General features: G+C 72.9%; 15 protein-coding genes and 1 pseudogene. 7 read left to right on the top strand and 9 right to left on the bottom strand.

Annotation, left to right across the window (positions count from 1 at the left end; genetic code table 11):
• Positions 1-59 precede the first annotated feature (59 nt).
• The 7 genes and pseudogenes from ACZ4WH_RS06400 to ACZ4WH_RS06370 form a co-directional block, all read right to left on the bottom strand.
• The gene (locus ACZ4WH_RS06400) at positions 60-872 is read right to left on the bottom strand and encodes an HpcH/HpaI aldolase/citrate lyase family protein (RefSeq protein ID WP_468177181.1); all 813 of its coding nucleotides are present in this window, start codon (positions 870-872) and stop codon (positions 60-62) included.
• Entirely contained in the window at positions 869-2,101 is a 1,233-nt protein-coding gene (locus tag ACZ4WH_RS06395; RefSeq protein WP_468177179.1) for a CaiB/BaiF CoA transferase family protein, read from the bottom strand. Before ACZ4WH_RS06395 ends, ACZ4WH_RS06400 begins: the two co-directional genes overlap by 4 nt.
• Positions 2,098-2,991: a ribokinase gene (gene rbsK, locus ACZ4WH_RS06390; protein WP_468177177.1), complete on the bottom strand. Its 894-nt coding sequence runs from the start codon at positions 2,989-2,991 to the stop codon at positions 2,098-2,100. The genes ACZ4WH_RS06395 and rbsK overlap by 4 nt, the downstream gene beginning before the upstream one ends.
• Positions 2,988-4,349 (bottom strand): ADP-ribosylglycohydrolase family protein, encoded by a 1,362-nt coding sequence (locus ACZ4WH_RS06385; RefSeq protein ID WP_468177175.1) that lies wholly within the window; start codon positions 4,347-4,349, stop codon positions 2,988-2,990. Before ACZ4WH_RS06385 ends, rbsK begins: the two co-directional genes overlap by 4 nt.
• A complete protein-coding gene (locus ACZ4WH_RS06380; RefSeq protein WP_468177173.1) occupies positions 4,337-5,563 on the bottom strand; it encodes an ADP-ribosylglycohydrolase family protein in 1,227 nt (408 codons plus the stop codon). Before ACZ4WH_RS06380 ends, ACZ4WH_RS06385 begins: the two co-directional genes overlap by 13 nt.
• Before the next feature lie 8 nt (positions 5,564-5,571).
• On the bottom strand, positions 5,572-6,690 hold the full coding sequence (locus ACZ4WH_RS06375; RefSeq protein WP_468177171.1) for an ADP-ribosylglycohydrolase family protein: 1,119 nt from the start codon (positions 6,688-6,690) through the stop codon (positions 5,572-5,574).
• A 359-nt stretch (positions 6,691-7,049) separates the two neighbouring features.
• Positions 7,050-8,039: pseudogene (locus ACZ4WH_RS06370) on the bottom strand (ADP-ribosylglycohydrolase family protein); the annotation flags it as partial.
• Between the two features lie 264 nt (positions 8,040-8,303).
• Between ACZ4WH_RS06370 and ACZ4WH_RS06365 the strand changes: the two are divergent.
• From ACZ4WH_RS06365 to ACZ4WH_RS06350, 4 genes are all read left to right on the top strand, one after another.
• On the top strand, positions 8,304-9,035 hold the full coding sequence (locus tag ACZ4WH_RS06365) for a VIT1/CCC1 transporter family protein (protein ID WP_468177169.1): 732 nt from the start codon (positions 8,304-8,306) through the stop codon (positions 9,033-9,035).
• Positions 9,036-9,510: 475 nt separating this feature from the next.
• Positions 9,511-14,109 (top strand): glutamate synthase large subunit, encoded by a 4,599-nt coding sequence (gene gltB / locus ACZ4WH_RS06360; RefSeq protein WP_468177167.1) that lies wholly within the window; start codon positions 9,511-9,513, stop codon positions 14,107-14,109.
• Positions 14,102-15,565: a glutamate synthase subunit beta gene (locus ACZ4WH_RS06355; RefSeq protein ID WP_468177164.1), complete on the top strand. Its 1,464-nt coding sequence runs from the start codon at positions 14,102-14,104 to the stop codon at positions 15,563-15,565. The genes gltB and ACZ4WH_RS06355 overlap by 8 nt, the downstream gene beginning before the upstream one ends.
• Before the next feature lie 165 nt (positions 15,566-15,730).
• Positions 15,731-16,456, top strand: a complete 726-nt coding sequence (locus tag ACZ4WH_RS06350) for a VWA domain-containing protein (RefSeq protein WP_468177162.1) — start codon at positions 15,731-15,733, stop codon at positions 16,454-16,456.
• 26 nt (positions 16,457-16,482) lie between these two features.
• Here ACZ4WH_RS06350 and ACZ4WH_RS06345 read toward each other — a convergent pair whose 3' ends face one another.
• Together ACZ4WH_RS06345 and ACZ4WH_RS06340 are read right to left on the bottom strand one after the other, a co-directional pair.
• Positions 16,483-17,436: an acyl-CoA dehydrogenase family protein gene (locus tag ACZ4WH_RS06345; protein ID WP_468177160.1), complete on the bottom strand. Its 954-nt coding sequence runs from the start codon at positions 17,434-17,436 to the stop codon at positions 16,483-16,485.
• The gene (locus ACZ4WH_RS06340; protein WP_468177158.1) at positions 17,436-18,575 is read right to left on the bottom strand and encodes an acyl-CoA dehydrogenase family protein; all 1,140 of its coding nucleotides are present in this window, start codon (positions 18,573-18,575) and stop codon (positions 17,436-17,438) included. Before ACZ4WH_RS06340 ends, ACZ4WH_RS06345 begins: the two co-directional genes overlap by 1 nt.
• A gap of 66 nt (positions 18,576-18,641) precedes the next feature.
• Between ACZ4WH_RS06340 and ACZ4WH_RS06335 the strand changes: the two genes are divergently transcribed.
• From ACZ4WH_RS06335 to ACZ4WH_RS06325, 3 genes are read left to right on the top strand one after another with little or no spacing between them, the layout of a single operon-like run.
• Complete coding sequence (locus ACZ4WH_RS06335; RefSeq protein ID WP_468177156.1) at positions 18,642-19,427, top strand: SDR family oxidoreductase; 786 nt, start codon at positions 18,642-18,644, stop codon at positions 19,425-19,427.
• Positions 19,428-19,452: 25 nt separating this feature from the next.
• Positions 19,453-20,064 (top strand): TetR/AcrR family transcriptional regulator, encoded by a 612-nt coding sequence (locus ACZ4WH_RS06330; protein WP_468177154.1) that lies wholly within the window; start codon positions 19,453-19,455, stop codon positions 20,062-20,064.
• Positions 20,065-20,088: 24 nt separating this feature from the next.
• Complete coding sequence (locus ACZ4WH_RS06325; RefSeq protein WP_468177152.1) at positions 20,089-21,246, top strand: acetyl-CoA C-acetyltransferase; 1,158 nt, start codon at positions 20,089-20,091, stop codon at positions 21,244-21,246.
• The last annotated feature ends 235 nt before the right edge of the window (positions 21,247-21,481 follow it).

The raw sequence follows: 21,481 nt of genomic DNA, 5'->3' as shown, positions 1-21,481 counted from the left end.
CTTCCGGGCGCCCTCGGCGTGTGTGGGGGGAGCAGGAAACGGCGGCCAAGGGGGTGTGCTCAGGTTCTGCTCGCCAAGGACAGCGTTCGGCGGGCCAGCGCCACCACCGCCGCGTCGATGAAACGGCCGTCGGGGAGGGCCTGGGCGCCCTCGTTCGCCGAGGCCGCTTTGATGACCGTCTCCGCGTGTTCGATCTCCGCCTCCGTCGGCAGGTAGGCCCGCTCGATCACCGGCAGCTGGCGGGGGTGGATCGCGGCGCGGCCCAGGAACCCGAGAGCGCGGCCGTGGGCGCAGGAGGCGGCCAGGCCGTCGAGGTCACGGATGTCCGGATAGACGGTCTGGGACGGCGGGGCCAGGCCCGCCGCGCGGGCGGCGACGATCACCCGCGAGCGCGGCCAGTCCAGGCCCGCGTCGGCCCGTACCCCGAGGTCGGCGCGGAGGTCCGCCTCGCCCAGGGCGATGCCCCGCAGGGCGGGGTGGGCGGTGGCGATGGCGTAGGCGTGCTCGATGCCGAGGGCGGATTCCAGGAGCGCGTACAGGGGGACGGGCGTGGCCACCGCGACCTGCCGTACCTCGCCCGGGGTCGTCACCTTCGGCAGCCGCAGACCGGACAGGCCCGGCAGGCCGGCCAGGGCATGGAGGTCGGCGGCGGCCCAGGGACCGTCCAGGGCGTTGACGCGCACGTGCACCGGGACCGGCTGAGGCTCTGTGAGGAGTTCCGCGGTGGCCGCGCGGGCGTACTCCTTGCGGTCCGGGGCGACCGCGTCCTCCAGGTCGATCACCACCACGTCGGCGCCCGCCACCAGGGCCTTGGCCACGACATGAGGGCGGTCGCCGGGGACGTAGAGCCAGGTGAGCGGGAAGCGGGTCACAGGGCGCCCTCCGCGCGCAGCGCCGCGATGTCGGCCGGGGTGAGACCGAGTTCGGTGAGCACGGCGTCGGTGTCGGCGCCGTGCGGGCGGCCGGCCCAGCGGATCGCGCAGGGTGTGGCGGACAGCCGGAAGAGGACGTTCTGCATGCGCAGCGGGCCCAGCTCCGGGTCGTCGACGGTGGTGACCGTGTCCAGGGCCTGATACTGGGGGTCCGCCAGGACGTCCCGCACGTCCTGGACGGGGGCCACCGCGGCCTCCGCCTTCTCGAAGGCCGCGAGCACCTCGGCGCGGGTGCGGGTGGCGATCCAGGAGCCGACCGCCTGGTCCAGCACGTCGGCGTGGGCGGCCCGGTCCGCGCCGGTGGCGAACCACGGCTCCTCGATCAGCTCCGGGCGGCCCACGAGCCGTAGCACCCGCTCGGCGACCGACTGGGCGGAGGTGGAGACGGCGACCCAGGTGCCGTCGGCCGTGCGGTAGGTGTTGCGCGGGGCGTTGTTCGCGGACCGGTTGCCGGTGCGTTCCTGGACGTAGCCGAGCTGGTCGTACCAGGTGGCGTGGGGGCCGAGGACCGACAGGATGGGTTCGATGATCGCCATGTCGACCGTCTGTCCCGTGCCGGTGCGCTCGCGCGCGGCCAGCGCCGTCAGCACGGCGTAGGCGGTCGCCAGGCCCGCGATCGAGTCGGCGAGACCGAAGGGCGGCAGCGTCGGGGGTGCGTCCGGTTCGCCGGTGACCGCGGCGAAGCCGCTCATCGCCTCGGCGAGGGTGCCGAAGCCGGGGCGGTGCGCGTAGGGGCCGAACTGGCCGAAGGCGGTGACCCGGGCGAGGACCAGCCGGGGGTTCGCCGCGGACAGCTCCGCCCAGCCGAGGTCCCATTTCTCCAGGGTTCCGGGGCGGAAGTTCTCGATCATCACGTCGGCTGTGGCGGCTAGCCGCAGCAGGGTGGCCCGGCCGCCGGGTGTGGACAGGTCCAGGGTGACGGTCCGCTTGTTGCGGGCGAGCACCTTCCACCACAGGCCGACGCCGTCCTTGGCCGGGCCGTGGCCCCGGGAGGGGTCGGGCCGCCGGGGATGCTCCACCTTGATCACCTCGGCGCCGAAGTCACCGAGCAGCGTGGCGGCCATCGGTCCGGCGAAGAGGGTCGCGAGGTCCAGCACCCGCAGGCCGTCCAGCGCCGGGGACGTCCGTGCCGTCGTAGCCGCCGTGTGTGTCGTGCTCGTCGTGTTCATGCGCTGTACTGGGCCTCGATCTCCGGGCGGTACGGCATCGACGCCGACGCGCCTTCCCGCTGGACGGAGATCGCCGCCGCGGCTGCCGCCCAGGTCAGGGCCTCCCGTACCGGTTTCTCCTCGGCGAGGGCCACCGCCAGCGTGCCGACGAACGTGTCGCCCGCGCCCGTGGAGTCCACGGCGGTCACGCGGGGCGCGGGGACGACGAGCGGTTCGGCGCCCCGGGTCAGGTACAGGCAGCCCGTGGCGCCCAGGGTGACCACGACCTCCGGCACCAGGTCCAGCAGGGCGGCTGCCGCCTCACGCGGGTCGGTCCGGCCGGTGAGGGTGACCGCCTCGTACTCGTTCGGCACCAACAGGTCGACGGCGGACAGGAGTTCGGGCGGCAGCGGCTGGACCGGGGACGGGGTGAGGACCGTACGGACGCCGTGCCGGTGGGCCGCCTCCGCGCCGGCGACGACCGCCGCCGGCGGGATCTCCAGTTGCAGCAGCAGGGCGTCGGCGGTGGCGATCAGCCCCTCGTCGCCGGGGGAGAGATGGTCGACGGTGCCGTTCGCGCCGGGGATGACGACGATCGCGTTGCCGCCCTCGTCGTCCACCACGATGTGCGCGGTGCCGGACGGGCCCTCGACCGTGCGCAGGAAGTCGGTGTCCACGCCGGAGTGCTCCAGGGTGTCGCGCAGCCGCGTGCCGAAGGCGTCGTTGCCGACCGCGCCGATCATCGAGACGGTGGCGCCGGCGCGGGCCGCGGCGATCGCCTGGTTGGCGCCCTTGCCGCCGGGGATCGTACGGAACTCCCGTCCCGTCACGGTCTCCCCGCGCTGCGGGGCCTTGCCGACATACGTGACGAGGTCCATGTTCGTGCTGCCGAGGACGACGATGTGGGTCATGGTCGGGTCGCCTCCAGGTGGGTGAGGTGGGCGAGGATGTCGAAGCCGGTGCCGTCGAAGTCCGCGACGGTGGTGGCGAGCCGGTTCTTCAGCGGGGCCCGCCAGCGGTCAGGGAGCGCGCCCGGGCTGCCGGCGAGGAGGCCGGCGATGCTTCCGGCGGTGGCACCGTTGGAATCGGTGTCCCAACCACCCGACACGGCACGGCAGACGGAGCCGGTGAAGTCGCCCTCGGCGTGGGTGAGCGCGGCGACGGTCACGGCGGTGTTGGGCAGGGCGTGGACCCAGTGGTGGGTGGGGGCGTAGACGGTGTGGAGTTCGTCCACGACGTCGTCGAAGTCGCGGGTGGCGGTGGCCAGTCGGACGGCGTGGTCGATCGCCTTCGCCAGGCGGGAGCGGGCCGGGACCACCGTGCGGCCGGCGCGCAGACAGGCGTGGACGTCGTGCGTGCCGGTGGCGGCCGTGGCGATGACGGCGGCCGTGAACATCGCCGCGTAGACGCCGTTGGCGGTGTGGGTGAGGACCGCGTCGCGGTGGGCCTGTTCGGCGGCTGCGGCCGGGTCCCCGGGATTGCTCCAGCCGTGCATGTCGGCGCGGATCAGCGCGCCGATCCACTCGCGGAACGGGTTGCGGTGGCGGGCCGTGTGCGGGGGTTCGATGCCGGCGAGGAGGTTGCGGTGGGCGACGCGCTCGGCGGTGAAGGTGCGGCCGGGCGGGAGTTCTTCGAGCCAGAGCCGGGCCACGTCGTCGGTGGTGAAGCTCCTCCCGTGGCGCTGGAGCAGCAGGAGGTTGAGCAGGGGATAGTTCAGGTCGTCGTCCTCGGGCATGCCGTCGATGTTCTCGGCGAGCGAGGTGGTGGCCGAGCGCCGGTTCCAGGGATGGGCGGCCAGGAGGTCGTCGGGGACTCCTCTGGCGGTGAACCAGGTGGCGAGGGGCCAGTTCCCGGTCGCCCGGGCGAGGGCGCGGATGCCGTCGAGGGGGAGTTTCTCGACGGGTTTGCCGAGCAGACAGCCGATGGCCCGGCCGAGCCAGGCGGCCTCCAGGGCGCGGGGGTCCGGTGCGGCGGCGGACCGGCCGGTGGGCCAGTCGGGGCACTGGGACCTGACGCGGGCCAGGTCCGTCGGCTCGTCCTCGGCGAAACGGCTGGGCAGATCGGCGAGTTCGTCCAGCAGATCCTCCGCCAGCAGGCGCAGATAACGGGACACCCGGTGCGGGGACGCGCCCGCCCGCTCCGGGGCCTCGGGGCCGCCCGCCGCCCGCCAGCGCGCCTCGATCGCCTTCGGCTCACGCCCGTCCAGGCGGGCCTGGCGCAGTTCGTGGCCCAGCAGATCCTCCGGCTGGACCCAGGTCAGTCGGAGCACGGGCGGCCTCCGAGCGCGGTGAACGCCTCCTCGTGGGCGCGCCGGCGGCGCACGTCCCGGTCGAAGATCTCGCGTGTGACCTCGGTGAGCGTCCGGGCCGGCGCCCACAGATCCAGGCGGCTGGCGTCGGCGACGGTCTTCGCCCACTCCTCGGGGGCGGGCGAGCCGAGCGCGCCCGCGAGGGCACCGGCCATCGTCGCGATCGAGTCGCAGTCACGGCCGTAGTTGACCGAGCCGAGCACGGCCTGCCGGTAGTCGCCGCCGGAGACGACCAGCATGCCCAGGGCGACGGGGAGTTCCTCGATCGAGTGCAGCCGGGAGGGGCGGCGCGCGGCGAGGGAGGGGGCGCGGTAGTCCGGGCCGACGGTGTCGTACGGCGCCACCGCCGCGCGCAGCGGACCGAGCGCCGACTCGAAGTCCCGGTACTCCGCCGCGACTTCGCAGACCTTCTCGATCGCCGTGCGGGTGCCGTCCTTGGCCAGGGACAGACAGGCGCTCACCACCGAGTCCGGGGTCGCGCCGGGCGCGGCCGCGGCGGCCACCGCCGCGGCGAACACACCGGCCGCCTCACGGCCGTACGACGACTGGTGCGCGCCCGCGATGTCCAGCGCCTCGGCGTAGGCGGCGGCCGGGTTGGCCGCGTTGACCAGGCCGACCGGGGCCATGTACATCGCCGCGCCGCAGTTGACGATGTTGCCGGTGCCCGCTTCCCGGGGGTCGGCGTGACCGTAGGCCAGCCGGGCCACCAGCCACTTCTCGGCGAGGAAGAGGCGGTGCAGCGGCAGGGCCTCGGCCTCCAGCTCCGGGATCCAGCGGCGGGTGGTCATCAGGTCCGGGACCAGGTGGTCGGCGATCGCGTACGCGTCGAGGTGGTCGCGGACGCGGTCATAGACGCGGATCAGCGCGTGCGTCATCAGGGTGTCGTCGGTGACGTGGCCGTCGCCCTTGTGGTACGGCGCGATGGGGCGGGCGGTGCGCCAGGCGTCACCGTGCCAGGGGCCGACGACGCCGCGCACGCGACCGCCGTGCCGCTCGGCGATCTGGTCGGGGGAGTAGCCCTCGACCGGGCCGCCGAGGGCGTCACCGACGGCGGCTCCCACCAGGGCGGCGGTGACGCGGTCGGCGAGCGGGAGCGGGCCTTCGCTGTTCCGTGGCGTGCCGTCTGCGGGTTCTTCTGTGGGTTCTGTCAGTTCTGTGGGGTGTTCGGGCGTCATGCCCCGAATCATCCTCCTGGGCGGGCCGGTTGTGCGGCTTCCAGGAGTCCGGCGAGTTCCACCAGGTCCGTGCCGGTGAGGCGGGGCAGGGTGCAGCCGGGCAGGGTCCGGCAGGCGTCCCGCCAGGTGCCCGGGATGGCCGCGCCGCCGCCGAGCGCGCCGGTGAGCGCGCCGGCGAGGGCGGGGGCGGAGTCGGCCACCCGGGACAGACAGGCGGCGGCCGGTACGGCCTCGGCGATCCGGCCCCGGGAGGCGGTGGTCAGGGCGAGCGCGACGGGGACGGTCTCGGCGGCGGCGATGCCGTAGCTGTAGACGTGGTCGACGATCTGGTGTTCCAGGAGGGGGACGAGGGCGAAGGCGGACTCGCTGTCCTCGGCCAGGGCGAGGGCGTGCCGGGCGTTGCGGCCGATCTCGGTGTCCGCCGGGAGTTCGGCGAGCGCGGCGGTCACGCAGGTGTCGGTGTCCGCGTCGGCGAGGGCGAGGGAGAGGGCCGCCGCCATGGCCCGCGCGCCGTGCACGCCGTCGCCGTCCTGGGTGTAGCGGGCGTCGAACTCGGCGAGCGCGGCGGCCTGTTGCGGATCACCGGGGTGGGCCACGGCGAGGACGCAGGCGCGGACGCAGGCCGCGTCGTCGAAGTAGTGCGGGTTGTCGTGGCCGGTGGCGGGCGGGCGCAGGCCGGTGGCGAGGTTGCCGAGGCCGGCGCGGACGGAGATGCGGGCGCGCAGCGGCAGTACGGCGGACTCGATCTCCGGGGCGCGGTCCGCCGCGGCGGCGACCTCCGAGGCCACGGCGGTCCAGGTGAGGTCGATGGCGGCGCGCATACGGCGGGCTCGGCTGAGGTCGCCGAGGACGTCGTCGTCGCCGGCGCGCAGGACTGCCTCCGCGGCGAACGCCGCCCACTCGGCGTCGTCGGAGGGGCCGAGGCGGAGGGGCTCGGGGGGTTGGTTGAGGGCGATCGGCACCGGGAGGGTGGTGGTGGCGTTCTGCTCGGCGAAGGTGTCCAGTTCCCGGGTGAGACGGCGGGTCCACTCGGGCATGCGGGCGGCGCGGTGCCGGGCGGCGGGCCAGCCGGCGGCGTCTCCGGCGGCGAGGCCGAGGAGGAGGCCCTCGATACGGCGCCCGCTCATGGCCGCCCCTCACTGTCCGGTTGCCCGACCCCCACGAGGGGGTTCCGCCCGCTGTCCGGTTCCCCGGAATTCCCGACCCCCACGAGGGGGCTGCGCCCGCTGTCCGGTTCCCCGGGATTCCCGACCCCCACCAGGGGGCTGCGCCCCCTGGACCCCCGACCCTCCGCCCGCCCACCACCCGACTCGGTCGGCTGAGTGGTGGGGGCCGGGGGTGGGAGGAGTTCGGCTGGCTGGGTGGTCGGGGTCGGGGGTGGAAGGAGTTCGGTTGGCTGGGTGGTGTGAGGCGGGGAGGGGAGTAGCTCGGTCGGCTGGGTGGTGGAGGGCGGGGGTCGGAGGAGTTCGGTGACCCCTTCCGCCGCCCTCACCAATTGGTCCGCGACCTCCAGTACGTGGTGGCCGGCGATGGACGGTAGGCAGCGGCCGCGGGCCGGGCCGATGGCCGTCGCCCAGACTTGCGGGATCGCCGAGAGGCCCTGGGTCGCGCCGGCGAGGGCGCCTGCCACCGCCGCCGTCGTGTCCGCGTCGCGGCCCATGTTGACGGCCGTCAGGACCGCCGCCCGGAAGTCGCCGTCGGCCGCCGCGTACGCGCCGAAGGCGAGGGCGACCGCTTCCGGGGCGAGGTCGGTCCAGGGATAGCCGCCGATGACGACCGCGGAGCGGACCGCCCGTTCGCCGCGGTGGGCCACCGCCACCGCGCGCCGCAGGGAGCGAGCCGTCCAGGAGTCGTCCGGGACGACCGCGAGAGCGGCGGCGATCACCACCGGAACCGTGGCGCCGGTCATCGCCGCCGCCACGCCCGCCGCGACCGCCTGGCCGCCGTAGATGCCCTCGCCCTCGTGGCTGACCGAGCCGTCGATGGCGACCAGCCGGGCCGCCTCGGCGGGGCGCCCGGCGGCGAAGACCCCGAACGGCGCCGCCCGCATCGCCAGCCCGTCGCTCCAGGCGTGCCGGTGCTGGGCCGAGATGGGGGCCGCGAGGCCACGGCGGAGGTTCTCCAGCGTGCCGCGCTCGCTGAAGCCCGCCCCGCGGAAGGGGCCCTCGGCACGGTCGGCGATCCACTCGTGCCAGGCCGCCTCGACATGCTCGGGGGTGAGTGCCGACCCGTGCCGGGCCAGCAGTAGACCGGAGAAGATGGCGTACTCGGTGTCGTCCGTGCCGCACGGCTGCTCGCTGACGTACCCGGTGATCCGGCCCCAGCGGGCGCGGATCTCGGAGGGTCTGAGGTTCTCCGCCGGTGCGCCCAGCGCGTCTCCGACGGCCAGGCCGAGCAGCGCACCGCGGGCCCGCTCACGCAGTCCGGCGGCGTCACCGGGCGCCGGGGCCGGGGGAGTGCAGGCGATCGATGCCATGGGGCGGCCTCCTTCGGCGGGGTCGCACGGGACCCTTTGCGGATGTGTCCCACGGGAGGCGCCCGCGTGAGCCGGGGGCGAGGCTCTGTCACCCGGTCGGCATCTGAGCCTTCTTTCGCACATATGAGCGTCCAGTACGGAAAGTGCAGGTTAGCTCAGCCTTTCCTTGCTGGCGTGGGCGAAATGATGAGCGTAAGTTCTGTGTTGTCGAAAAGTAGAACTCGTCCAAAGTTAGCTTTGGCTTAGCTTCCCTGGGGGACCCGGATGGCCATCATCGAAACCGAGGCGACGCTGCACGAGGCGCACCGCGACAACCACACGCACCGCGATGTGAACGGCGGGTGGCTGCGGCCCGCCGTCTTCGGTGCGATGGACGGTCTCGTCTCCAACCTCGCCCTGATGACGGGAGTGGCCGGCGGGTCCGTGAGCCAGCACACCATCATCATCACCGGTCTCGCGGGGCTCGCCGCCGGCGCCTTCTCCATGGCGGCCGGTGAGTACACCTCCGTCGCCTCCCAGCGGGAACTCGTCGAGGCGGAACTCGACGTCGAACGCCGTGAGCTGCGCAGGCATCCGCAGGATGAGGAGGACGAGCTGGCCGCGCTGTACGTGGCCCGTGGGGTCGAGCCGGGACTGGCCCGGCAGGTCGCCCGGCAGCTGTCCAAGGACCCGGAGCAGGCGCTGGAGATCCACGCCCGCGAGGAGCTGGGCATCGACCCCGGGGATCTGCCCTCGCCGCTGGTCGCCGCCGTCTCGTCGTTCGGGTCGTTCGCGCTCGGCGCCCTGCTGCCCGTGCTGCCGTACCTGCTCGGCGCGACCGCGCTGTGGCCCGCCGTCCTGCTCGCCCTCGCCGGACTCTTCGGGTGCGGTGCCGTCGTGGCCAAGGTGACCGCGCGCAGCTGGTGGTTCAGCGGTCTGCGGCAGCTCGCGCTCGGTGGCGCGGCGGCCGGTGTGACGTACGCCCTGGGCAGCCTGTTCGGAACGGCCGTAGGATAGCTCGACCGGTACCTATGCGATGGGCCGCATAACTACCCGTTACTCGCTGGTTTCGAGTGCATGTCCACCGGGCATGAGCCGTAAGCGCTGTGGGCAATGACGCCTGCCGCACCCCACGGGGTGGGCGATACGCTCGTCCTGGACCCCTTCGGACCGCCGGACGCCGATCCGACCGATCGTGTCCGCAACGGTCCCCCGAAAACGTCGGCCGCCACCGCGCGGCCCCCGCCGTCACCGCACGGCACCGCCGTCCTCGCACGGCAACCGCGCCGCCACCGCACGGCACCCGCCGCGTCCGCGCGGCACCTCCGCCGCGACCGCGGCGTCCGCATGTTGGAACGGTGTTTCCGGTTCCCGAGAACCGCCCCATCATGTAACCTGCACGAAATTTTGATCTCATCGCAGATCTCACGCAGAGGGCCAACGTCGTCCCTCGGCACCTGCCACATGCCACATGACGACGACGGGAGAGCCGATGCGTACGCCGCGCCAGCCGTCCCAGCATTCCGCGAATGGCCAGAACTGGTCGTTCATGGATGCTCGCCCTGCTGCGCAGGGTATGTACGACCCCCGCAACGAACACGACGCGTGCGGCGTCGGTTTCGTCGCCACCCTCACCGGCGAGGCGTCCCACACCCTGGTCGAGCAGGCCCTCACCGTCCTGCGCAACCTGGAGCACCGTGGTGCCACCGGCTCCGAGCCCGACTCCGGCGACGGCGCGGGCATTCTCTCCCAGGTGCCGGATGCCTTCCTCCGCGAAGTGGCCGGTTTCGACCTTCCCGCGGCCGGCTCCTATGCCGTAGGCATCGCCTTCCTGCCGGAGGGCGGGAGCGAGGACGCCGTCTCACACGTCGAGACGATCGCCGCGGACGAGGGCCTGACCGTCCTCGGCTGGCGTGAGGTCCCGGTCGCGCCCGAGCTGCTGGGCGCCACCGCCCGCTCCACCATGCCGGCCTTCCGGCAGATCTTCGTCACCGACGGTGCCAGCGAGGGCATCGCGCTGGACCGCAAGGCGTTCGTGCTGCGCAAGCGCGCCGAGCGCGAGGCCGGGGTCTACTTCCCGTCCCTGTCCGCCCGCACGATCGTCTACAAGGGCATGCTGACCACCGGCCAGCTGGAGCCCTTCTTCCCGGACCTGTCCGACCGGCGCTTCGCCTCCGCGATCGCGCTCGTGCACTCCCGGTTCTCCACGAACACCTTCCCGTCGTGGCCGCTCGCGCACCCGTACCGCTTCGTCGCGCACAACGGTGAGATCAACACCGTCAAGGGCAACCGCAACTGGATGGTCGCCCGCGAGTCGCAGCTGGTCTCCGACCTGTTCGGCTCGGAGGAGAAGGCCATCGATCGGATCTTCCCGGTCTGTACGCCGGACGCCTCCGACTCCGCCTCCTTCGACGAGGTCCTGGAGCTGCTGCACCTCGGCGGCCGTTCGCTGCCCCACTCCGTGCTGATGATGATCCCGGAGGCGTGGGAGAACCACGACTCCATGGACCCGGCCCGGCGCGCCTTCTACCAGTTCCACTCCACGCTGATGGAGCCCTGGGACGGCCCCGCCTGCGTCACCTTCACCGACGGCACCCAGGTCGGCGCCGTGCTCGACCGCAACGGCCTGCGCCCCGGCCGCTACTGGGTCACCGACGACGGCCTCGTCGTCCTCGGCTCCGAGGTCGGCGTCCTCGACATCGACCCGGCCAAGGTCGTCCGCAAGGGCCGCCTCCAGCCCGGCAAGATGTTCCTCGTCGACACCGCCGAGCACCGCATCATCGAGGACGACGAGATCAAGGCGTCCCTCGCCGCCGAGAAGCCGTACGCCGAGTGGCTGGAGGCCGGCGAGATCGAGCTGGGCGACCTGCCCGAGCGCGAGCACATCGTCCACACCCACGCCTCGGTCACCCGCCGCCAGCAGACCTTCGGATACACCGAGGAGGAGCTGCGCGTCCTCCTCGCCCCGATGGCCCGCACCGCCGCCGAGCCGATCGGCTCCATGGGCACGGACTCGCCGATCGCGGCCCTGTCCGAGCGCCCGCGCCTGCTCTTCGACTACTTCACCCAGCTGTTCGCGCAGGTCACCAACCCGCCGCTGGACGCGATCCGCGAGGAGCTGGTCACCTCCCTGCGCTCGTCGCTGGGCCCGCAGGGCAACCTGCTGGAGCCGACCGCCGCCTCCTGCCGGTCCGTCGTGCTGCCCTTCCCGGTCATCGACAACGACGAGCTGGCCAAGCTCATCCACATCAACGCCGACGGCGACATGCCCGGCTTCAAGGCCGCGACCCTGTCCGGCCTGTACCGGGTCTCCGGTGGCGGTGAGGCCCTCGCCGCCCGCATCGACGAGATCTGCGCCGAGGCGGACGCGGCGATCGAGAACGGCGCCCGCCTGATCGTCCTGTCCGACCGCCACTCGGACGCCGAGCACGCCCCGATCCCGTCGCTGCTGCTCACCGCGGCCGTCCACCACCACCTCATCCGCACCAAGCAGCGCACCCAGGTGGGTCTGCTGGTCGAGGCCGGTGACGTCCGCGAGGTCCACCACGTCGCCCTGCTCATCGGCTACGGCGCCGCCGCCGTCAACCCGTACCTGGCGATGGAGTCGGTGGAGGACCTGCTGCGCGCGGGCACCTTCATCAACGGCATCGAGCCCGAGAAGGCCATCCGCAACCTGATCTACGCCCTCGGCAAGGGCGTCCTGAAGGTCATGTCCAAGATGGGCATCTCCACCGTCGCCTCCTACCGAGGCGCCCAGGTCTTCGAGGCCGTCGGCCTGGACGAGGCCTTCGTGGAGAAGTACTTCAACGGCACCGCCACCAAGATCGGCGGCGTCGGCATCGACGTCATCGCCCAGGAGGTCGCGGCCCGCCACGCCAAGGCCTACCCGGCCTCCGGCATCGCTCCCGCGCACCGCGCGCTGGAGATCGGCGGCGAGTACCAGTGGCGCCGCGAGGGCGAGCCCCACCTGTTCGACCCGGAGACGGTCTTCCGCCTCCAGCACTCCACGCGCACCGGCCGGTACGACATCTTCAAGAAGTACACGTCCCGTGTGAACGAGCAGTCCGAGCGCCTGATGACGCTGCGCGGCCTGTTCGGCTTCAAGTCCGACCGGCAGCCGATCCCGATCGACGAGGTCGAGCCGGTCTCCGAGATCGTCAAGCGGTTCTCGACGGGCGCCATGTCGTACGGCTCCATCTCCAAGGAGGCGCACGAGACCCTCGCCATCGCCATGAACCAGCTGGGCGGCAAGTCCAACACCGGTGAGGGCGGCGAGGACCCCGAGCGCCTGTACGACCCGGCCCGCCGGTCCGCCATCAAGCAGGTCGCCTCCGGCCGCTTCGGCGTGACCTCCGAGTACCTGGTCAACGCGGACGACATCCAGATCAAGATGGCCCAGGGCGCCAAGCCCGGCGAGGGCGGCCAGCTGCCCGGCCACAAGGTCTACCCGTGGGTCGCCAAGACCCGGCACTCGACGCCGGGCGTCGGCCTGATCTCGCCGCCGCCGCACCACGACATCTACTCCATCGAGGACCTGGCCCAGCTGATCCACGACCTGAAGAACGCGAACCCGCAGGCGCGGATTCACGTGAAGCTGGTCTCCGAGGTCGGCGTCGGCACGGTCGCGGCCGGTGTGTCCAAGGCGCACGCGGACGTCGTCCTCATCTCCGGTCACGACGGCGGTACGGGTGCCTCCCCGTTGACGTCGCTGAAGCACGCGGGCGGCCCCTGGGAGCTGGGCCTCGCCGAGACCCAGCAGACCCTGCTGCTCAACGGCCTGCGCGACCGGATCGTCGTCCAGACCGACGGTCAGCTGAAGACCGGCCGCGATGTGATCATCGCCGCGCTGCTCGGCGCCGAGGAGTTCGGTTTCGCGACCGCTCCGCTCGTCGTCTCCGGCTGCGTGATGATGCGCGTCTGCCACCTGGACACCTGCCCGGTCGGCATCGCCACCCAGAACCCGACCCTGCGCGACCGCTTCGCCGGCAAGGCCGAGCACGTGGTGAACTTCTTCCGGTTCATCGCCGAGGAGGTCCGCGAGCTGCTCGCCGAGCTGGGCTTCCGCTCCATCGAGGAGGCCGTCGGCCACGCCGAGGTGCTGGACGTCGAGCGCGCGGTCGACCACTGGAAGGCGCAGGGCCTGGACCTGGAGCCGCTGTTCCACGTGCCGGACCTGCCCGAGGGCGCCGTCCGCCACCGGATCGTCGAGCAGGACCACGGCCTGGAGAAGGCCCTGGACAACGAGCTGATCAAGCTCGCCGCCGACGCCCTGGCCGCGAACGACGCCACCGAGGCGCAGCCGGTGCGGGCCCAGGTCGCCATCCGCAACATCAACCGCACGGTCGGCACCATGCTCGGCCATGAGGTGACGAAGAAGTTCGGTGGCGCGGGCCTGCCCGACGACACCATCGACATCACCTTCACCGGCTCCGCCGGCCAGTCCTTCGGCGCGTTCCTGCCGCGCGGTGTCACGCTCCGCCTGGAGGGCGACGCCAACGACTACGTCGGCAAGGGCCTCTCGGGCGGCCGGGTCATCGTCCGTCCGGACCGGGCGGCCGACCACCTCGCCGAGTACTCGACCATCGCGGGCAACACCATCGCCTACGGCGCCACCGGCGGCGAACTGTTCCTGCGCGGCCGTACCGGTGAGCGGTTCTGCGTCCGCAACTCCGGCGCGCTGGTCGTCTCCGAGGGCGTGGGCGACCACGGCTGCGAGTACATGACCGGCGGTCACGCGGTCGTCCTCGGTCCGACCGGCCGCAACTTCGCGGCGGGCATGTCCGGCGGCGTCGCCTACGTCATCGACCTCGACCGCGACAACGTCAACGCCGGCAACGCCGGGTCCGTCGAGGCGCTGGACGACACGGACAAGCAGTGGCTGCACGACGTGGTGCGCCGCCACGCCGAGGAGACCGGCTCGACGGTCGCCGAGAAGCTGCTCGCCGACTGGGACACGGCCGTGGAGCGGTTCAGCAAGATCATCCCCAGCACGTACAAGGCAGTGCTCGCCGCCAAGGACGCCGCCGAGCGAGCCGGTCTCACCGAGACCGAGATCACCGAGAAGATGATGGAGGCGGCGAGCAATGGCTGACCCCAAGGGCTTCCTGAACCACGGCCGTCAGGTCGCCAAGACCCGCCCCGTCGACGAGCGGGTCAAGGACTGGAACGAGGTCTACGTCCCCGGCTCCCTGCTGCCGATCATCAGCAAGCAGGCCAGCCGCTGCATGGACTGCGGCATCCCGTTCTGCCACAACGGCTGTCCGCTGGGGAACCTGATCCCCGAGTGGAACGACTACGCCTACCGCGAGGACTGGGCGGCCGCCCAGGAGCGGCTGCACGCGACCAACAACTTCCCGGAGTTCACCGGTCGCCTCTGCCCGGCCCCCTGCGAGTCGGCGTGCGTGCTGGGCATCAACCAGCCGCCGGTCACCATCAAGAACGTCGAGGTCTCGATCATCGACAAGGCGTGGGAGACCGGGGACGTCGCCCCGCAGATCCCCGAGCGCCTGTCCGGCAAGACGGTCGCGGTCATCGGCTCCGGCCCGGCGGGTCTCGCCGCCGCGCAGCAGCTGACCCGGGCCGGCCACACGGTCGCCGTCTACGAGCGCGCGGACCGCGTCGGAGGCCTCCTCCGGTACGGCATCCCCGAGTTCAAGATGGAGAAGCGGCACATCAACCGCCGTATCGAGCAGATGCGCGCGGAGGGCACCCGCTTCCGCACCGGGATCGAGATCGGCCGCGACCTCAAGGCGACCGACCTGAAGAAGCGGTACGACGCGGTGGTCCTGGCCGTCGGCGCCACGACCGCCCGTGACCTGCCGGTGCCCGGCCGCGAGCTCAAGGGCATCTACCAGGCCATGGAGTATCTGCCGCTGGCCAACAAGGTCCAGGAGGGTGACTACGTCACCGCCCCGATCTCGGCCGAGGGCAAGCACGTCGTCGTGATCGGCGGCGGTGACACCGGCGCGGACTGCGTGGGCACCGCCCACCGGCAGGGCGCGGCCTCCGTCACCCAGCTGGAGATCATGCCCCGCCCGAGCGACGAGCGGCACCCGACGAACCAGCCCTGGCCGACCTTCCCGATGCTCTACAAGGTCACCTCGGCCCACGAGGAGGGCGGCGAGCGGGTCTACTCCGTCTCGACCACCCACTTCGAGGGCGACGAGGACGGCAACGTGCAGTGGCTGCACCTCACCGAGGTGGAGTTCGTCGACGGCAAGCTGACCTCCAAGCCGGGCACCGAGCGCAAGATCCCGGCCCAGCTGGTCACCCTCGCCATGGGGTTCACCGGCACGGACCGGGAGAACGGCCTGGTGGAGCAGTTCGGCCTGGAACTCGACGAACGCGGTAACATCGCCCGCGACGCCGACTTCCAGACCAACGTGCCGGGTGTGTTCGTCGCCGGTGACGCCGGCCGCGGCCAGTCCCTCATCGTGTGGGCGATCGCGGAGGGCCGCTCGGCCGCCCGCGGAGTCGACCGCTTCCTGACCGGAGCCAGCGACCTGCCAGCCCCGATCCGCCCGACGGACCGCGCCCTGGCGGTCTGACGCGCGCACAACGGACCCCAGGTCCCGCAGAGACGTCCCGTACAAAGGCGTACGGAACATGAACGGCGCCTGCCCGCCTGTCCCCGACCGGACGACTGGGCAGGCGTCGTCGCATATGTGGGCTGCGGGTACGCTCGGGCGCCGGAACAGCCGACGGGGGAGATCATGGCCGCGATCAGTCTGCGGAAGGTGGAGGAGACCGCGCCCGCGCTGGTCGGCGCCTACCGGTCGGCGGGAGTGTCCCTGCGCAAGCACGGCCTGGACGGGCTGCGGGCCGCCGTCTACCTCGTGGTCGACTACTCGGGCTCGATGAGGCCGTACTACCAGGACGGCAGTGTGCAGACGCTCGCCGACCGGGTGCTGGGCCTGTCCGCGCACCTGGACGACGACGGCCGGGTGCCCGTCGTGTTCTTCTCCACGGACGTCGACGCGGTCACCGACATCGCCCTCGCCGGACACGAGGGCCGTATCGAGCGGATCGTGGCCGGGCTCGGCCACATGGGCAAGACCAGCTACCACCTGGCGATGGACGCCGTCATCGACCACTACCTGGACAGCGGCGCCACCGCTCCCGCACTGGTCGTCTTCCAGACCGACGGCGGCCCCATCAACAAGCTCGCCGCCGAACGCTATCTGTGCAAAGCCGCGAAACTCCCGCTGTTCTGGCAGTTCGTCGGCTTCGGCGACCCGGACAGCCGGCAGTTCCAGTTCCTGCGCAAGCTGGACGAACTGGCGGTGCCCGGCAGACGGATCGTGGACAACGCCGGCTTCTTCCACGCCGGCCAGGACCCGCGCCGGGTCTCCGACGCCGAGCTGTACGACCGTCTCGTCGGCGAGTTCCCGACATGGCTGGCGGCCGCACGCGCGGCGGGCGTCGTACGACCGGACTGAGACCCGCGGCGATCCGCCACCAGCTCCTAGAGCCCGTCCGCGAGCACCAGATCCCGGCACTCCTCCGGCGTTCCCCACGCCGATCGCAGCGCCCGGGCCTTGGTGAGCCACAGGGACAGGTCGTACTCCGCCGTGTACCCGATCGCGCCGTGCAGGTGCAGCGCCGTGCGGGCCGTCCGGTACGCCGCCTCGCACGCCGTGAGCTTGGCGGCGGCCACCTCCGCCGGGCGCAGGGACATCGCCGCGCCGAACACGAGGGGGCGGGCGAACTCCAGGGCGGTCTTCGCGTCGGCCAGGCGGTGTTTCACGGCCTGGAACGAGCCGACGGGGACGCCGAACTGGGTGCGCTGCTTCACGTAGGCGACGGTCCGGTCGAGCAGGGCGAGTCCGACGCCGAGGGCCTGGGCGGCGGTGGCCAGGCGGGCCCAGGTGAGCGCCCGGTCGTACGGCGCGTCGGGGCTGAGGAGTTCGCCGGCGGGGGCCAGCCGGGTCAGCCGGCGGGCCGGGTCCAGGGAGCGGCGCACCGGGCCGGGGGGCGCCGTGGACAGGTACAGGCCCTCGGGGGCCGGGGACAGGCGGAGGGATACGGCGTCCCCGTCGAGGGCGTAGCCGGTGGGCGCCGCCACGGTCGCCGTGTCCGTCCCGGCCGCGAGCCCCGGCAGGAAGCGCTCGGCCAGCGGGGGCTCGCCCAGGAGTACGGCCGCCGCGACCGTCTCCGCGAGCGGACCGGGCACCGCGTGCCGACCCAACTCCACGAACGCCACCGCCAGTTCCACCGGGCGCGGCCCCAGCCCGCCGTACTCCTCCGGCACCGCCAGACCGAAGACCCCCACCTCCGCGATCCGTGACCACAGCGCACGCCCGCGCGTGCGGTCGCCCCGGCTCCAGTCCCGGACCACCGCCGGGGTGTCCGCGGCGCTCAGCATCGCGTGCAGGGTGTCGGCGAGGGCGCGCTGGTCGGCGTCGAGGAGGAAGCGCATCAGCGGCGTCCCTTCGGCAGGCCGAGCAGCCGCTCGGCGACGATGTCCCGCTGGATCTCGTTCGTGCCCGCGTACACGGGCCCGGCCAGGGAGAAGACGTACCCCTCGGACCAGGCGCCGTCCGCCAGTTCGCCCTCCGGGCCCAGCAGATCGAGCGCCGTCTCGTGCAGGGCGAGGTCCAGCTCGGACCAGAACACCTTGTTCATGCTGGACTCCGGGCCGAGCCGGGCGCCGTCCAGGACCCGGGAGGCGGCGGCGTAGGTGAACAACTGGTAGGCGCGGGCCGCGACCAGGGCGTCGGCCACCCGGGCGCGGGCGTGCCCGGGTGAACCCTGGGCGCGCCACAGGTCGCGCAGCCGGGCGGCGGAGGCCAGGAAGCGGCCCGGGGAGCGCAGGGTGAGCCCGCGTTCGTCGCCCGCCGTGGACATCGCGATCCGCCAGCCCTGGCCCGGCTCGCCGATCACGTCCTCGTCCGGGACGAACACGTCGTCCAGGAACAGCTCCGCGAAGGCCGGCTTGCCGTCCAGGCGGCCGACCGGGCGGACGGTGACACCGGGGGCCCGCAGGTCGAACATGAGGTACGTGAGCCCCTCGTGCCGCCTGGGGGCGTCGGGATCGCTGCGGAACAGGCCGAAGGCCCGGTCCGCGAACGCGGCGCGCGAGGACCAGGTCTTCTGCCCGCGCAGTCGCCAGCCGCCGGCCGCGCGCACCGCCCGGGAGGTGAGCGCGGCGAGGTCCGAGCCCGCCTCCGGCTCGGACCAGGCCTGCGCCCAGACCACCTCACCCGTGGCCATCGGCGGCAGCACGCGCGCGCGTTGCTCCTGCGTGCCGTACGCGAAGAGGGTCGGGGCGAGCAGGCTCACGCCGTTCTGGCCGACCCGGCCGGGCGCGCCCGCCGCCCAGTACTCCTCCTCGAACACCAGCCAGCGCAGAAGCCCGGCGTCCCGTCCGCCGAACCGCTCCGGCCAGGACACCACCGACCAGCGGTCCGCGGCCAGTTCCGCCTCCCACGCGCGGTGGGCCGCGAAGCCCTCCTCCGTCTCCAGGGACGGCAGCGGCGTACGCGGCACGTGCGCGGCCAGCCAGGACCGGGCCGCGGCGCGGAACTCCTCGTCGGCCGGAGAGTGGGTCAGGTCCACGGTCGCCGCCTTCCTCCAGTGCCGCTCTTCTTCCCTAACAAGTGTTTGGTAGGTTAGCGTGGCCCTATGACAGGCGTCGAGAGCCCGGCCTACGTACCCGGGCACGGACTGCTGCGCGGGCGCACCGCCGTCATCACGGCGGCGGCCGGCACCGGCATCGGCGGAGCCACCGCGCGCCGCTTCCTGGAGGAGGGCGCCCGGGTCCTGATCAGCGACGCCCACCCGCGCCGGCTGAAGGAGCACGAGGCCGCACTGGGCCGGGAGTTCCCCGGCGCGGTCACCGCGGTGCCGTGCGACGTCACCGACGAGGACCAGGTGCGAGCCATGTTCGACGCGGCCGTCGCCGCCCACGGACGGCTGGACGTCGTCGTCAACAACGCCGGACTCGGCGGCACGTCGGCCCTCGTCGACATGACCGACGACCAGTGGACCCGCGTCCTGGACGTCACCCTGAACGGCACCTTCCGCTGCACCCGGGCAGCCCTGCGCGCCCTGCGCGAGAGCGGCGGCGGGGTGATCGTCAACAACGCCTCCGTCGTCGGCTGGCGCGCCCAGGCCGGCCAGGCCCACTACGCCGCCGCCAAGGCCGGTGTGATGGCGCTGACCCGGTGCGCGGCGATCGAGGCCGCCGCGTACGGCGTGCGGGTCAACGCGGTCGCCCCCAGCCTCGCCATGCACCCCCACCTGGAGAAGGTCACCTCCGCGGAACTGCTCGCCGAGCTGACCCGACGGGAGGCCTTCGGACGGTACGCGCGGCCCTGGGAGGTGGCCAACGTGATCGTCTTCCTCGCCTCCGACTACTCCTCGTACCTGACCGGCGAGGTCGTCGCCGTCAGCAGCCAGCACCCCTGAGGGGCGGGCAGACCACAATGGGTGCGTGCCGACCAAGAAGAAGCCCCAGGTGACCGCGACAGCGGCCCGGCGCGGAGAACTCCTGAGCACCGCCGCCGAGGTCTTCGCCGAGCATGGCTACAACGCCACCACCGTCCGCAGGATCGCCGACCACGCCGGGATGCTCGCGGGCAGCCTCTACTACCACTTCGACTCCAAGGAGTCGATGCTCGAGGAGATCCTGCGGACCTTCCTCGACGAACTGTGGGACGGCTACGACACCGTCCTCGCCTCCGGACTCGGGCCCCGCGAGACGCTGGAGGCGCTGGTCACCGAGTCCTTCCGGGAGATCGACCGGCACCGGGCCGCCGTCGCGATCTACCAGAAGGAGAGCAGGCAGCTCGTCGCCCAGGACCGGTTCGCCTTCCTCGCCGAGTCCCAGCGCCGGTTCGAGAAGGCCTGGCTCAGCACGCTGGAACGCGGGGTCGCCGAGCGGGTCTTCCGCGCGGACCTCGACGTCCGGCTCACCTACCGGTTCGTCCGCGACACCGTGTGGGTCGCCGCCTCCTGGTACCGGCCCGGCGGCAAGCACAGCCCCGAGGAGATCGCCCGCCAGTACCTGTCGATGGTCCTGGACGGGATCGCCGTACGCGCATAGCCCTTTCCGACAGAGGGAGTTGCCATGGCCGAGGCCTACATCGTCGAAGCGGTCCGCACACCGGTCGGGCGGCGCGGGGGAGGACTCAGCGCGGTCCACCCGGCCGACCTGGGCGCGGGGGTGCTGACCGCGCTGGTGGAGCGCTCCGGGATCGACCCGGCCGCCGTGGACGACGTGGTCTTCGGCTGTCTGGACACGGTCGGGCCGCAGGCCGGCGACATCGCCCGCACCTGCTGGCTGGCCGCGGGCCTCCCCGAGGAGGTGCCCGGCGTCACCGTCGACCGGCAGTGCGGCTCCTCCCAGCAGGCCGTGCACTTCGCCGCGCAGGCCGTGCTCTCCGGCACCCAGGACCTGGTGGTCGCGGGCGGGGTGCAGAACATGTCCCAGGTCCCCATCGCCTTCGCCTCCCGTCAGGCCGCCGTCCCCCTCGGCCTGACGGAGGGCCCCTTCCTCGGCAGCGCCGGCTGGCGCGCCCGCTACGGCGACCGGCCCGTCAACCAGTTCGCCGGCGCCGAGACGATCGCCGCCCAGTGGGGCATCGGCCGCGAGGAACAGGAGGAGTTCGCCCTGCGCTCGCACCGGCGCGCGATCTGGGCGATCGACACCGGCCGCTTCACCCGCGAGACCGTCCCCTGCGGCGAGGCCACCGTGGACGAGGGCCCGCGCCGGGACACCTCCCTGGAGAAGATGGCCGCCCTGCGCCCCGTTCTCGACGGCGGCACCGTCACCGCGGCCTGCTCCTCCCAGGTCTCCGACGGGGCAGCGGCCCTGCTGCTCGCCTCCGAACGGGCCGTACGCGACCACGGGTTGCGCCCTCGCGCCCGCGTCCACCACCTCTCCGCGCGCGGCGAGGACCCCATCCGCATGCTCACCGCGCCCATCCCGGCCACCGCGCACGCCCTGAAGAAGACCGGTCTGACCCTCGACGACATCGACCTCGTGGAGATCAACGAGGCCTTCGCGCCGGTCGTCCTCGCCTGGCTGAAGGAGACCGGCGCCGACCCCGACAAGGTCAACGTCAACGGCGGCGCCATCGCCCTCGGCCACCCCCTCGGCGCGACCGGCGCCCGGCTGATGACGACCCTCCTGCACGAACTGGAGCGCACCGGCGGCCGCTACGGCCTCCAGACCATGTGCGAGGGCGGCGGCCAGGCCAACGTGACGATCATCGAACGGCTGTGACGCGGGGGTGGGGCGGCGGTGGAGCGGCGGCCGGGTGGTGGTCGCCGAACGGCGGTGGAGCGGCGGCCAGGTGGCGATCGCCGAACGCTGTGACGGAGCGGCGGGCGGGGGTGGGGCAGCGGCCGGGTGGCGATCACCGAGCGGCTGTGACGCAGGGGTGGGGCAGCGGCCGGGCGACGATCGCCGGACGGCGGTGGGGCAGCGGCCGGGTGGTGGTCGCCGAACGGCTGTGACG

Source organism: Streptomyces sp. NPDC029138 (assembly GCF_055564375.1).
The sequence above is the reverse complement of the archived record's forward strand: the minus strand, read 5'-3'. Positions and strand labels throughout refer to the sequence as shown.